This is a genomic window from Streptomyces sp. NPDC002835 (genome assembly GCF_053591995.1).
In genome coordinates this window covers 36,067-48,780 of sequence record NZ_JBSFUW010000001.1, presented here as the reverse complement: position 1 = coordinate 48,780, position 12,714 = coordinate 36,067, and the positions used below count along the sequence as shown (strand labels likewise).

The following is a 12,714-nucleotide window of genomic DNA, read 5'->3' as shown; positions in this document are numbered from 1 at the left end:
GCCGGGGCGAACCGGTCGCCCGCCCGGCGGGGACACCCCCGGTGCCGCCGCCCGGGACCTCGACGGCGTCCGGGTCGTCCGAGGCCTCCTGACCGGGCGGGCTCTGCGGATCGGGTGGGCCGGGCGGGGCGCCGTTCGCCACGGTCAGTCGGCCTCTGCCAGTGGGTCGAGGACCAGAGGCTGGATCCGGCCCTCGAGCATCGCGCCGAGGCCCTGCACCGTGCAGGTGTCCGGCCGTTCCGCGATGGTGACCGTCATCCCGGTCGCGTTGTGCAGCATCTGGTCGAGGCCCGGCAGCAGCGCGCTGCCGCCGACCATCATGATGCCGCGGTCGACCAGGTCGGCGACCAGGTCCGGCGGGCAGTCGCGGAGGACCTTGCCGATCCCGTCGAGCACCGAGGTGAGCGGGGTGTGGATCGCCTCCCGTACGGCCGCGGTGTCGACGCGGACGGAGCGGGCGAGGCCGGTGGCGACGTCACGGCCGTGGATCTCGATCGACGACGGTCCCTGCGGGGTGAGACCGTTGCCGTGCAGGGCCAGCTGGAGCGGGCGTACGGACTGGCTGGGCAGCATCAGCTCGTGACGGTGGCGCAGATGCTGGATCACCGCGTGGTCGATGGCGTTGCCGCCGATGGGGATACGGGTCGCGGTGACGATCGCGCCGAGGGAGAGGACCGCGATCTGCGTGGTCGCGGCCCCGCACACCATGATCATGGTCGCGCTGGGCTGTTCCACCGGCAGGCCGCAGCCGACGGCCGCCGCGATGAGGGTGTCCACCAGCTCGACCCGGCGGGCGCCGAGCCCGACCAGCGTCTCCACGGTGGCGCGCTGCGAGAGCGGGTCGCTGTCGTGCGGGGTGCTCGCCGCCGCGCGGAGCCGGGGCTTGCGGCGCAGCTGGCGCCGGAGCTTCTCGCCCAGCAGATGACGCAGCATCCGCTGGGCCATCTCGATGTCGACGACGGTGCCGCCGGAGACGGGCCGGACGACGCGGATGTAGCCGGGGGTGCGGCCGGTCATCTTCTCGGCGAGCGTACCGACCGCGATCAGCGCTCCCGTCCGGGTGTTGACGGCGGCCACGCTCGGTTCGTCGACGACGAGGCCGACGCCCTTCACGAAGACGCGGGTTCTGGCGGCGCCCAGATCGACGGCCAGGTGGCAACGTCGCAACTGCTCAAGGCTGACGGTCACGGCAGATCCTCCCGAGTGCGGTACTTGTTCGCATCGTGCGATCACCGCGGGCCGGACGCGCGCTGGGCTGAGCCGGTCGGGGGTACGGAGCTGACGGGGCGACAGATCAGTCCGTGAGCCGTTGCAGCAGACCCCAGGTGAACTCCGCGACCCGCATCTCCCCGCCGGGCAGGGTGAACGCGAGCCGCCATCTGGTCGGCGCCGAGCCCTCCATGGGGCGGGCCGGCGGGAAGGCCCTCGCGACCTCGTCCACGGTGCACGACCACGGCACGAGGTCGTCCGCCGTGCGCAGCTCGGGGCCGGCCGCACCCGGGGCGCGTACCAGCCACTCGTTCCACACGGCCCCGCCGCCGGTGGTGAGCACCTCGAAGCGCAGGTCCGGCCAGAGCGGTACGGGCCACAACAGGGCGTCGCACTCCAGGTCGCCGATGCGCCGCCGGTGGACGGACTCGGGCTCGCCGAGTGCCGAGCGGTAGCGCGCCAGTGCCCCGCGCGACCGGGGCGCGCGCACCTTCGCCTGCCAGCGCCGATTGGCCTCGCGCATCTGCGCGATGGAGACGCCGAGCCGCTGCCGGGCGTCCTCGACGAGACCGGGCTGGAAGTCGGCCATACGGCGCAGCAGCACCAGTTGGAAGTCGAGCGGTCCGAACGGGGCGTCAGGGGTCATGGCCGACATCCTGCCCGGTCGGCGGCGTGGACGACGGCGAGCCGCCTCGCCGTGGAGGGCTGCATTCCACACAGGATCTGCACAGCGAGACCCACCTCAGGGCCCCGGGCTGCGAATAGCCTGCGGGCGCCATGGATTACTGCCACCCGTGCGGAAGGCATCTCAACGGCGCCCTGGCCTGTGCCGGGTGCGGCACACCCGTCGAGGAGCTCCGTCGCCTCAGCCCCAGTGCCCCCGAGCCCGAACCTGTCCAGGAACTGGTCGTGACGCTCGAGCCGGCGGACAGCCCCGGGCCGCGCCGTTCGCGCCGGCAGGCCGCGCCGCGCCGCAGATCCGCGGGCCGTCGTGGCCGCAAACGGCGCGGGCGCAAGGTGCTGCTCGGCACGGTCGGCCTGGTGCTGGCGGCCGGTGCCCTGAGCCTGGCGGAGCTCGCCGTCGAAGGGTCCGGCGACGACGGCGCGGCGACGGCGGTCCGGGAGGATCCGGTCGCGGAGACGACGGAGCCGGAACCGAGCGCCTCGGACGAGTCGCCGGACGGACCGGACCGGGTGAGCGAATCGGCCACCACGAAGTCCGGCTCGCCGCGACCGGGCAAGTCCCGCACGGCCGCCGGGGACGGCGAGGGCGGCAAGAGTACGGACGGCGAGGGCGGAGAGGCTGAGGGCGACGGCCCGGAGCCGTCGGGTTCCCCGTCCGACGGTGTCGGGTCCCCGTCGCCGTCGTCCTCGGGCGACCCCGAGGCCCCCGAGCCCGGGGACTCGGATGCCCCGGCGGATCCGGGCGGCGAGGAGCCGCCACCGCCTCCGCAGCCCGAACCGGAGCCCGAGCCGGAACCGACGAAGACGTGTGAGCGCTGGCTCTTCTGGTGCATTTAGCGCGGTGCTCGTGCGTCCGGTAGCGCGGTGCTCGTGCGTCCGGGCGCCGCGCCGTAGCGGTCCGGGGCAGACGTCAGGCGTCGGGCGCCGGCCCGGCCGGGGTCTCGCCGAGCATCCGTTTGAGCAGGTCCCGCAGCACCCCGCGCTCGACCTCCGTCAGCTGCGCCAGCGGCTCGCGCGCGAAGTCCAGCGACTCGCGCAGCCGGCGAGCCGTGCTGCGGCCCTCCGGGGTGGCCGCGGCCAGCTTCACCCTGCGGTCGTCCGGGTCGGGGCGGCGCTCCACGAGGCCGCGCCCTTCGAGGCGGTCCACGATCCCCGTGATGTTCGACGGCTCGCATCTGAGCTTCTTGGCTATGCGCCGCATGGGCGTGGGCTCCATGGACAGCAGTGCCAGTACCCGCGCCTGGGCCCCGGTGAGGGCGTGGTCGGCGGCCACCTGCTCGTACTCGGAGTGGTAGCGGGCCACGACGGCGCCGATGAGCTCGACGACCTCGAGGGTCAGGGGGTCTGTTCGCTGGGCGGCCATGCGTACCAGGGTACCCGGATACTTGACATCCTTAAATATTCAGGCGCATGGTTGTTTCAGGTAATGAAGCTTTTCTAGGAGGCACGCAGCATGTCCGCACTCCCCGCGTCCGGCCGTGAATGGCACCTTGTCGCCCGTCCGCACGGCTGGCCCAAGGCCGAGGACTTCGCGCTGCGGGAGGCGCCCGTCGCCGAGCCGGCGGAAGGCCGCGTCCTCGTGCGCAACCTGCACTTCTCCGTCGACCCGTACATGAGGGGCCGGATGAACGACGTGAAGTCGTACGTGCCGCCCTTCCAGCTCGACAGGCCCATGGACGGCGGCGCGGTCGGCGAGGTGATCGCGTCGAACGCGGAGGGCTTCGCCGTCGGTGACCACGTACTGCACGGGCTCGGCTGGCGGGAGTACGCGGACGTGCCCGCGAAGCATGCGACCAGGGTCGACGCCTCGCTCGCACCGCTCTCCGCCTACCTCGGCGTGCTCGGCATGACCGGCCTCACCGCCTACGCGGGCCTCTTCGAGGTCGCCTCCTTCAAGGAGGGCGACGCGGTGTTCGTCTCCGGCGCCGCGGGCGCCGTCGGCAGCCAGGTCGGCCAGATGGCGCGGATCAAGGGCGCCTCGCGGGTGATCGGCTCGGCCGGCTCCGACGAGAAGGTCAAGCTCCTCGTGGAGAAGTACGGCTTCGACGCCGCGTTCAACTACAAGAACGGCCCGGTCGCGGAGCAGCTCAAGGAGGCCGCGCCCGACGGCATCGACGTCTACTTCGACAACGTCGGCGGCGAGCACCTCGAGGCCGCGATCTCCTCGTTCAACGTCGGCGGCCGCGCGACCATCTGCGGGATGATCGCCCAGTACAACAGCACCGAGCCGACCCCCGCCCCGCGCAACCTGGCGCTCGTCATCGGCAAGCGCCTGCGGCTGCAGGGCATGCTGGTGAACGACCACTCCGCGCTCCAGCCGCAGTTCGTCCAGGACGTCGCCGGCTGGATCGCCTCGGGCGAGCTCACGTACGACGAGACCGTCGTCGAGGGCATCGAGCGCGGGTACGACGCGTTCGCCGGACTGCTCCGGGGCGAGAACACCGGCAAGATGATCGTTTCTCTCGGCTGAGGGTTCACCCGTTAGGCTCTTGCCCAGCCGCCGCGATCGTGGGCGCGAGTCGCGGCGAACCAGCAGGAGGAAGACTTCATGTCGATCCAGCAGTCCGAGGTGCTCTACACCGCTGTCGCCACTGCGGAGAACGGCCGTGACGGCCGCGTCGCCACGGACGACGGCACCCTCGACTTCGCGGTGACGCCGCCCAAGTCCCTGGGCGGCAGCGGCGCCGGAACCAACCCGGAGCAGCTGTTCGCGGCCGGTTACAGCGCCTGCTTCCAGCAGGCCCTCGTCGTCGTCTCCCGCCAGGAGAAGGCCGACATCTCCGGCTCGACGGTCACCGCGGAGGTCGGTCTCGGCAAGAACGACGACGGCTTCGGCCTCATCGTCAAGATCTCCGCGAGCATCCCGAACGTGGACGCCGCTACCGCCAGGGACCTGATCGAGAAGGCCCACCAGGTCTGCCCGTACTCCAAGGCGACCCGCGGCAACATCACGGTCGACCTCGCGGTCTGACATCCGGCACGGCTGAGGGCCGCACCCCGACCGGGGTGCGGCCCTCGGCGCGTCTCAGCGGCCCTCAGATGTCTGGGCGGCTCTCAGCGTGTCCCGGCGCGACTCAACCGGCCAGCAGCGCCCGGCCGATCTGTGCGAAGACGCCCTTCGGATGTGCCCGGAACAGCGGCTCCGTGCCGAACAGCGCCACCGGTACGCCGGCCGCCGACGTGCCGGAGACGACGGAGGCGCGGCCCGCGGCGTCGCCCGGACCACCCGTGCCGTCCGCCGTGGCCCGCCAGTGACCCGACACCAGCGGGTCGCCCGTGCCGTACGACTGGTCCACCCGCACCCCGTCGCCGAGGGCCGTGAACCACAGCGGCGAGTAGACGAAGGTGTGCGCCGGGGCGCCGCCCGTGATGGCGCCGCCCGCGTTGCTCACCCGGACGACACCGTTGGCGTCCTCGTTGCCCGCCACCGCCGTGACGTCGAGCAGTGCCGCCGCCCGGTTGAACGCGGCGCCCCGCTCGCCGAGTCCGACCACCCCGGCGCCGCTGCTCTCGAACGCCGCGCGGGCGGCGGGGGTCAGCTTCGCGTGGTCCAGCCCGGAGGACAGGTACAGCACGTCGGCCCGCGTCCAGTCGAAGCCGGCGTTCAGCACGGCCGTCGAGACCGGGACCACGTCGAAGCCCATCTCGCGGAGCGCGAACAGCTCGCCCGCCGTGACGGCCGCCGCCACCCGGGTGCGGTGCAGCACCGCGCCGCCCTGCTCCGCGGTGGCGTGGAAGGCCACCCCCAGCCGGTCCGCGAGCACGCCCGCCCGGCCGCGCGCGGAGCCCGGGACGATCGCCGAGCCGTCGTCCGCGCGCCTGACCCGCACCCCCTGCTCCAGCAGCGAGTTGAGAGCGGCGATCTCCTTCGGGTCGTCCAGCCGCAGCCGCAGGTCGCCGTGCGGGGCGACGTACCCGGTGGGCGCTGCCGCCTGGACGGGCCGGGTGCGGACCCGCGGGGCGCCGGCGGTGACGGCGTCCACGTCCGCGCCCCACAGCAGGCCGAGGCTCCAGCCCGAGATGTCGTACATGGCCCCGACGTCGGCGCTGATGTCGCGGCCGTCCGCCAGGATCACGTTGGCCATACCGCGCTTGGGCTGGTGCATGTCGACGATGTACGACCCGGCGCGGTACGAGCGGCCGGCGAGCCGGAACGAGGTCACCGCCCGCTCCACCCGGACGTCGCCCGCGACCAGGTGGTCGACCAGCCGGGCCGCCGCGGTGGCCGACCGCTGGGGCCGGCCGGCGGGGATCACGTACGCCCTGGGGAACTCGGCGGTGTAGACGTCCTCGGGGCCGATGCCCGGCACCCCCGGGACGGTCTCCTCGGAGACCGGCCGCTGTGCCTCGCCGGCGGCGCCACGGCGGAACGTCTCGATCTGATCGGCGATCAGCGACGCGCGGTTCCTGTGCGTGTGGTCGAGCGTCGCGCGCATCGCGGCGCCCGCGATGTCGGTGTTGATCGCCGCCCGGCGGCGCAGCTCCTCGACCGCCAGCGTGTTGTACGCGTTGTTGTTGACGGCCAGTGGGAACTCGATGGTGTGCGCGGCGACGGCACCCTGGAAGGGCAGGTACTGCGGCGTGAAGATGGGCGGCCAGTCGTCCCATCCCTCCTGCTGGTCCCGGAACGGGATCACGGCGGGCCGCACCCCGTCCTTCTCCGCCGTGTAGCCGAGGCCGTTGACGGCCTTCTCCATACCGAGCGCGTTCGCGTACGCGTTCTTGAGGAACAGGTCGTACTCGTAGTTCTCGCCGTGCGGCGGGGTCGTCGGCTCGATCAGCGTGCCGTTGACGTACCCGTGCAGGTCGAGCATGACGGCGGGCTGCTTGTCGATGGCGATCTGCCGGATCGCGCGGGTCTCCGGCTGGGTGGCGGTGATGAAGTCGCGGTTGAGGTCGAAGCCGCCGGCGTTGGCGCGGGTGCCCGCGATCCGGCCGTCCGGGTTGGCCGTGACATTGAGGTGGATGCGGGTCTTCGCGAGCAGGTCCGCCGTCCCGGCGTCGTCGGCCCTCGCCAGTTCCTCGATGAGTTCGAGGGCGGCGTCCGTGCCCTCCCACTCGTTGCCGTGGATGTTGTTGTTGATGAACACGGGCGTCTTGTACGCCGCCTTGATGCGCCGGTCGCGGGCGGCCGCGGCCGGGACGTTCTCGATCCGCTCGCGCATCCGCTCCTGCTCGCGCGCCTGGCCCGCGCTCTCGGGCGCGGTGACGGTGACGAGATACAGCTCGCGCCCGCCCGCCGAGTGCCCGGCGATCTCGACGCTGACCCGGTCGCTCAGCTCCTGGAGTCCGTTGAGGCGGGGAGCGAGCGAGTGGTACGGAGCCAGACCCAGCTTTGTCGACTTGTCGGCCGGGTTCACCGGTGGTGGATCGAGCTCGGTCCTGCGCGGATAGCCGCCCGGCCGGTCGAGCCGCGGCGTACGCGAACCGAGAGCCTCGGCGGCGGCGTAGAGCGGAGCCTCGGCCGCCGCGGACGCCTCCCCGGGAGCGGCCCGCTCCCTGACCGGGTGTGGCCGGTCCGCCGCCGGAGCCGCCGCGGCGCCGGGCAGCGGGGCGAGCAGCGTGCCGGCGAGCGCGGCGGCAAGAGTTGCGGTGATCAGTGCGGTTCTGGATGAGCCCATGCGGTTACGAGCCTCCGTTGTCGGAAGAAGTCGGCACGGCGGTCGCCGAGGACGTCCGCCGTGACGATCAGTACGCCGGGTCTACCGGTTCGGCCGCCGAACGACAAGGGGCACCCCGATAGGGTGTGCGTCATGCGTGATCTCGGCGTCGGCTTCGGCTACTTGATGAAGGGCCAGCGCTGGGTCGCCGGCCACGGCCGGTGGTTCGGCTTCGGTCTGCTGCCCGGTCTCGTGACCCTGGTGCTCTACGCGGCGGCGATCACCGGTCTGGTGTTCGGCGCCGACGACGTGACGGCCTGGGCCACGCCGTTCGCCGACGACTGGTCATCGCCGTGGCTCGGCATCTTCCGCGGCACGCTCACGGCGCTGCTGTTCGCCTTCGGACTGTTCCTCGCGGTCATCACCTTCACCGCCGTGACACTCCTGGTCGGCCAGCCCTTCTACGAGAACCTCTCCGAGCAGGTCGACCGCTCCGAGGGCGGCGAGGTGCCGCACTCCGGGCTGCCGCTCTGGCGTGAACTGTGGATCTCCGCACGGGACTCGCTGCGGGTCGTGCTGCGTGTGGTCTGCTACGGCGTCCTGCTCTTCGCCTGCGGCTTCATCCCCGTCCTCGGCCAGACCGTGGTCCCGGTGCTCGCCTTCTGCGTCTCCGGCTTCTTCCTCGCGGAGGAGCTGACGGCCGTGGCCCTCCAGCGGCGCGGCATCGAACTCAAGGAACGGCTCGCCCTGCTGAAGGGCCGCCGGCTGCGCACGCTAGGGTTCGGCGTGCCGCTGACGCTGGCCTTCCTGGTGCCATTCCTCGCGGTCTTCCTGATGCCGGGCGCGGTGGCCGGGGCGACGCTGATGGCCCGCGACCTGGTTCCGGCCGCTCCGGAGGGGGAGAGCGGCGCGCAGCCGGCCCCGCCCGCCCCGTACGGCTTCCGCAAGAGCGACTAGCCGGCCGCCGGCAGCGGCCGCTACGACAGCGATTCGGCGACGACGGACGCGGCCCGGGCGATCAGCCTGTCGTCGTGGGCCGCGTCCTCCTCGGCCCGGTTCGACATGATCGCCATGACGACGGGGGCGCCGTCCGGCGGCCACACCACGGCGATGTCGTTGCGGGCGCCGTAGCCGCCGCCGGTCCCGGTCTTGTCGCCGACCACCCAGCCCTTCGGCACCCCGGCCCTGATGAGCGCGTCGCCGGTGGTGTTGGTCCGCAGCCAGGTCGTGAGCTGGGCCCGTTCGTCCTTGCCGAGGACGTCGCCGAGGACGAACGCGCGCAGATCCGTGGCCAGCGCGCGGGGCGTGGTCGTGTCCCGCGTCTCGCCCGGGGCCCACCGGCTCAGTTCGGGCTCGCGGCGCTCCATGCGGGTGACGTCGTCGCCCAGCTCCTCCAGCACGGCGTCCAGGCCCTTCGGTCCGCCGAGGGCGTCGAACAGCAGATTGGCCGCGGTGTTGTCGCTGTAGCGGACGGCGGCGTCGCACAGCTCGCGCAGCGTCATCCCCGTCGCGACGTGCTTCTCGGTCACGGGCGAGTGGGCGACCAGATCGTCACGGGAGTACGTGATCACCTTGTCCGTCCCGCTCAGCGAGTACTCGCGCAGCACCGCACCGGCGGCCAGCGCCTTGAACGTGGAGGCGAAGGGGAACCGCTCGCCGTCGCGGTAGGCGATCTCTCGCCCGGTGCCGGTGCCGATCGCGTAGACGCCCAGCCGCGCGTCGAACTCGCGCTCCAGCTTCTTGAGGTCCCGGCTGGCCGGCTGCGCCGCGGCGTCCGCCGTCGTGTCGGCGTCCGTGCTCGGGCTCGGGCTCGTCGACGCGGCGGGAGGTGAAGCCGCGCCGGGGGAGCCGTCCTGGCCGCAGGCCGCGAGCGGGACGAGGACGAGCGCGGCGAGCGCACCGAGAGCGGTGCGCCGGGCACGGGAGTCGGGCATGGTCCACACCTCCGGAGCGCCTGTTACGGCGCGGCTGCTGACGAAGCGGTACGGCCGGCCCCGGCGCGTGGACATCGGCACCGGGCCGTCACCGATCATGCCCCGACACCGGCCCCGCGGCCCGTCGCGACCCGCGTCACCGCGAGACCCGGCGCGGTTGTGCCGGCGGTCGCGAGCAGCGTGCCGTCCGGGCCCCAGACCGCGCTGCCGCCCCGGCAGTGGCCGGCGTCGCACGGGCCGACCGCGTTGGCGAGCAGCACTGGCAGGCCGTTGTCCCGCGCCCGGACCGGATAGACCGCCTCGAACGAGTCGTTTCCCTCGTCGAGCACCGAAGAGGCCACGTACACGTCGCAGCCGTCGGCCGCCGCCCGCCGCGCGACCTCGGGGAACCGGTTGTCGTAGCAGACCGCGACCGCGAACCTGACGCCGTCGAGGGTGAAGCGGCCGTCCTCGCCGCCCGCGGCGAAGACGGCCTGTTCCTCTCCGTACAGATGCCTCTTGTCGTAGCGGGCGAGCAGCTCGCCGTCCGGGCCGATCACGAACGCGGAGATCGCCGGGCGGGGGCCGGCCGTCCGCGCGGCGCAGCCGATCAGCGCCGCCGTCGACGTGGTACGGCACGCCTCCCGCAACGGCTCCAGCCGCGGGTCGTCCTCGGTCAGCCACAGTCCCGGGTCGCGGGCGATCGGCCCCAGCTCGTAGCCGGTGGCCGCCAGTTCGCAGAAGGCGACCAGCCGGGCGCCCTGCCCGGCGGCCTCCCGTACGAGCGCCGCCATGCTGCGGACGTTCGCCCCGATGTCGCCCGGTACGGACGTGAACTGCCCTGCCGCGATCCTCATACGGCCATCATCGCGTCCCGCCGCTGCCCGCGGCCACCCGGATGATCTCCCGTGTCTGGCCGATGATGTCCAGCCGGTTGCGGACGAACTCGGGGTCGGTGACCTCGGTCGTGTTGCCCGCCGCGAACTGCAGGACCGGGGTGTGCACATGGCCGCCGGGGACGTCCAGGCCGAGGCGGTCGCGCAGCAGCGTGGCGCGGTAGGCGATCTCGTTGGACAGATAGTCGCCGCCGCCCCCGGCGCGTGCGGTGGAACCCGGCGTCGGGCCGTCGGGACGGACCACGGGCGTGCTCTCGCCGGCCGGGATCTCGGTCACGGACGTGTTGTCGTACACCGGGAAGCGGCCCGTGTCGGCTGCGGTGATCGCCTCGTACGGCAGTGACGTCAGCGTCCACTGTGGCTGGGAGGCGGGGTCGGACACCGGGACGGTCTCCGTGCGGGAGACGTTGTCGTTGTCGGGGAAGCCGCCCCGCCAGGCGCCGTTGAAGCGCTCGATGTCGACCCGGCCCACCCGGCCCTGGCTGACCGTGGTGAACAGGTCCGCCTTCGGGAGCTGCCGTTCGAGGGTCCGCTCGACCGTGCCGTCCGCGAAGTCCTGCCAGCGCACCGGGAACACCGCCGTCTCGATCCGGGCCGGGCCGTCCGCGGTGCGGATCCAGGTGCCGTCGAGGGCGAGCGCGGCAGCGCCGGACGGATTGCTGATCCGGATGTCCCGGTCCAGCGTGAACGGGTCGAAACCGGTCATCACGATCCGTTTGACGCCCTTGCCGGACTTGCCGGACGGCAGGTCCATCGAGTCCTGACCGCGTGAGGAACGCTCCAGACGGTCCATCAGCCGCGTCCGCTGCGCCTGCGTGACGCCGAACGCGGGCTGCCACTGCCGAAGCCCCGCCGTCATGCCGAGCCGCGCCCAGTACAGCGGCCGGTCGTCGTCCCGGCTCAGATCGCCCCGTACCGGGCCCCTGCCCTGCGCCCGGTCCACGGCCCGCCGCCACAGCGACGACCCGTGGCGTGCCACGACGCGCTCGGCCTGCCCGTACGACGTCGCGCGCTCCAGCGCCCGTACGAAGGCCGGGGCGAGCGGGTCGAAGCCGCTGCGGCGCAGGATCTCCTGGGGCACGGCCCGTTCGAGTCGCTGCTCCTCGGCGGTGAGCGGCGGCGCGGCGAGGGCGGGCGCCGCCGACGCGAGCGGGGACGAGGTGACGGTGAGGGCGGCGGAGGCGATCAGGGCGAGCGCGAGCACGTCCAGGCGGGCGCGTATCCGGGGCACGGGGTTCCTTTCGTCGGCCGGCCCGCAGTATCGCGGCGCGGCGGCGGCGGACGGAAGGCCGCGTCGTGCTCGGAACGGATCAAGTGCCCGGGATCAGGGGGCGTGTGCGGCAGTGACGTTCCGGTACGCGATCTCCGCGAGCTGCCGCTGGCCGTCCCTGCCGGGGTGGAACCAGTCCCACCGGCTCAACTGGGCCCCGGTGAAGCGGTAGTCGAAGACGGCCCCGCCGTCGTACCGGCAGCGGTCGTCCTTCGCGCAGACGTCCTCCAGCACGCCGTTGTACGCCACGACCCGCTGCTGGACGCTGTCCCGGCGCTGCTCGGCCCGGACGCCGACGTCCTGCGCCTCGCCCAGCATCGTCGCGCAGATGCCCAGTTCCCATATCCGGCTGCCCAGCGCGTCGCCGCGGCCCACCGACCACAGCCGCTTCAGGTCCGGCACGCTCGCGACATAGACCTGCGCCTTCGGGGCGTCCTTCCGCAGCCTGGCCATCGCGGCCTCGACCGACGCGCGGAACTCCTCGACCGGAGTCATCCGGTCCACGGTGTCCGCGCAGGCGTCGTTCGCGCCGATCATCACCGTGACCAGTTCCGGGCGGTGGGCCGCCGCCCGGGCCATCTGCTCCGGCAGGTCAGACGCGTCGGCGCCGGAGCGGGCGAGGTTCCAGCTGCGCCGCGCCGCACCCGAGGGGCCCAGCAGCCGCAGAGCGAGACTGTTCACCGCGGTGTCCGTGCCGGTCGCCCACGACACCTCCGGGCAGTCCGACAGGACCATGCACGCGTCGAACCCGCGGGTGATGGAGTCGCCGACGGCCGCGAGGGACCGCGGGGCGCGGTCCCAGTCGGGGGTCGGGCTGGGACTCGGGCTCGCGCTCGGGGTGGGGCGGGCGGACGGGCTCCGCTCTGGCTTTGACGACGCGTCACATGCCGCCAGCCCGCCGGCCGCGAGCGCCGCGACGGTGAGCGCGGCGGCGGCTTTGCGGCCGGCGCCGGTGCGTGCGCGGAGCGTCCGGCTGCGCTGTCGCAAGGTCACTTTCCCCTCCACAAACCCGGCATCCGACCTCCTGCCGAGTGAAAGCTTGGTGCGTACGGGCCCCAGGACCGACATTACGTGACCCCTCGGCGCGTTCCGCACGGTAACTTTTGCCACGTCGACCCAGAGGCCGACCTCGCCCATCGGCG

The 12,714-nt window shown here is 73.1% G+C and carries 12 protein-coding genes; 4 read left to right on the top strand and 8 right to left on the bottom strand.

The annotated features are described in order from the left end of the window. Positions 1-144 precede the first annotated feature (144 nt). Positions 145-1,188 carry a rod shape-determining protein gene (locus ACWD01_RS00240; protein ID WP_451156486.1) on the bottom strand — a complete coding sequence of 348 codons (1,044 nt, stop codon included), beginning with the start codon at positions 1,186-1,188 and terminating at the stop codon, positions 145-147. A 106-nt stretch (positions 1,189-1,294) separates the two neighbouring features. Beyond that, positions 1,295-1,855 carry a hypothetical protein gene (locus ACWD01_RS00235; RefSeq protein WP_451156484.1) on the bottom strand — a complete coding sequence of 187 codons (561 nt, stop codon included), beginning with the start codon at positions 1,853-1,855 and terminating at the stop codon, positions 1,295-1,297. A 131-nt stretch (positions 1,856-1,986) separates the two neighbouring features. Between ACWD01_RS00235 and ACWD01_RS00230 the strand changes: the two genes are divergently transcribed. Beyond that, the gene (locus ACWD01_RS00230; protein ID WP_451156482.1) at positions 1,987-2,730 is read left to right on the top strand and encodes an SCO2400 family protein; all 744 of its coding nucleotides are present in this window, start codon (positions 1,987-1,989) and stop codon (positions 2,728-2,730) included. 73 nt (positions 2,731-2,803) lie between these two features. Here the strand turns inward: ACWD01_RS00230 and ACWD01_RS00225 are convergent, their stop codons facing one another. Next, on the bottom strand, positions 2,804-3,256 hold the full coding sequence (locus ACWD01_RS00225) for a MarR family winged helix-turn-helix transcriptional regulator (protein WP_451156480.1): 453 nt from the start codon (positions 3,254-3,256) through the stop codon (positions 2,804-2,806). A gap of 90 nt (positions 3,257-3,346) precedes the next feature. On the opposite strand from ACWD01_RS00225, the gene ACWD01_RS00220 reads away from it, so the two are divergent. Both ACWD01_RS00220 and ACWD01_RS00215 read left to right on the top strand, forming a co-directional pair. Then, positions 3,347-4,363 carry an NADP-dependent oxidoreductase gene (locus ACWD01_RS00220; RefSeq protein WP_451156478.1) on the top strand — a complete coding sequence of 339 codons (1,017 nt, stop codon included), beginning with the start codon at positions 3,347-3,349 and terminating at the stop codon, positions 4,361-4,363. Between the two features lie 78 nt (positions 4,364-4,441). Further along, entirely contained in the window at positions 4,442-4,864 is a 423-nt protein-coding gene (locus ACWD01_RS00215) for an organic hydroperoxide resistance protein (RefSeq protein WP_451156476.1), read from the top strand. Positions 4,865-4,967: 103 nt separating this feature from the next. On the opposite strand, the gene ACWD01_RS00210 is transcribed toward ACWD01_RS00215, so the two are convergent. Further along, positions 4,968-7,514: a M14 family zinc carboxypeptidase gene (locus tag ACWD01_RS00210; protein ID WP_451156474.1), complete on the bottom strand. Its 2,547-nt coding sequence runs from the start codon at positions 7,512-7,514 to the stop codon at positions 4,968-4,970. 132 nt (positions 7,515-7,646) lie between these two features. Between ACWD01_RS00210 and ACWD01_RS00205 the strand changes: the two genes are divergently transcribed. Beyond that, positions 7,647-8,450: an EI24 domain-containing protein gene (locus ACWD01_RS00205; RefSeq protein WP_451156472.1), complete on the top strand. Its 804-nt coding sequence runs from the start codon at positions 7,647-7,649 to the stop codon at positions 8,448-8,450. Between the two features lie 20 nt (positions 8,451-8,470). Here ACWD01_RS00205 and bla read toward each other — a convergent pair whose 3' ends face one another. The 4 genes from bla to ACWD01_RS00185 all read right to left on the bottom strand — a co-directional run bounded on the left by bla (position 8,471) and on the right by ACWD01_RS00185 (position 12,559). After that, a complete protein-coding gene (gene bla / locus ACWD01_RS00200) occupies positions 8,471-9,427 on the bottom strand; it encodes a class A beta-lactamase (protein WP_451156470.1) in 957 nt (318 codons plus the stop codon). A 95-nt stretch (positions 9,428-9,522) separates the two neighbouring features. Further along, on the bottom strand, positions 9,523-10,263 hold the full coding sequence (locus ACWD01_RS00195; protein WP_451156468.1) for a carbon-nitrogen hydrolase family protein: 741 nt from the start codon (positions 10,261-10,263) through the stop codon (positions 9,523-9,525). A gap of 7 nt (positions 10,264-10,270) precedes the next feature. Next, positions 10,271-11,533 (bottom strand): pyroglutamyl peptidase, encoded by a 1,263-nt coding sequence (locus ACWD01_RS00190; protein ID WP_451156466.1) that lies wholly within the window; start codon positions 11,531-11,533, stop codon positions 10,271-10,273. Between the two features lie 93 nt (positions 11,534-11,626). Continuing rightward, on the bottom strand, positions 11,627-12,559 hold the full coding sequence (locus ACWD01_RS00185; protein WP_451157314.1) for an SGNH/GDSL hydrolase family protein: 933 nt from the start codon (positions 12,557-12,559) through the stop codon (positions 11,627-11,629). Positions 12,560-12,714 lie beyond the last annotated feature (155 nt).

Coding starts and splice junctions, on each gene's coding strand:
- ACWD01_RS00235 (WP_451156484.1), bottom strand. CDS start 1,855: ATGACCCCTGACGCCCCGTTCGGACCGCTCGACTTCCAACTGGTGCTG.
- ACWD01_RS00210 (WP_451156474.1), bottom strand. CDS start 7,514: ATGGGCTCATCCAGAACCGCACTGATCACCGCAACTCTTGCCGCCGCG.
- ACWD01_RS00195 (WP_451156468.1), bottom strand. CDS start 10,263: ATGAGGATCGCGGCAGGGCAGTTCACGTCCGTACCGGGCGACATCGGG.
- ACWD01_RS00215 (WP_451156476.1), top strand. CDS start 4,442: ATGTCGATCCAGCAGTCCGAGGTGCTCTACACCGCTGTCGCCACTGCG.
- ACWD01_RS00205 (WP_451156472.1), top strand. CDS start 7,647: ATGCGTGATCTCGGCGTCGGCTTCGGCTACTTGATGAAGGGCCAGCGC.
- bla (WP_451156470.1), bottom strand. CDS start 9,427: ATGCCCGACTCCCGTGCCCGGCGCACCGCTCTCGGTGCGCTCGCCGCG.
- ACWD01_RS00230 (WP_451156482.1), top strand. CDS start 1,987: ATGGATTACTGCCACCCGTGCGGAAGGCATCTCAACGGCGCCCTGGCC.
- ACWD01_RS00225 (WP_451156480.1), bottom strand. CDS start 3,256: ATGGCCGCCCAGCGAACAGACCCCCTGACCCTCGAGGTCGTCGAGCTC.
- ACWD01_RS00220 (WP_451156478.1), top strand. CDS start 3,347: ATGTCCGCACTCCCCGCGTCCGGCCGTGAATGGCACCTTGTCGCCCGT.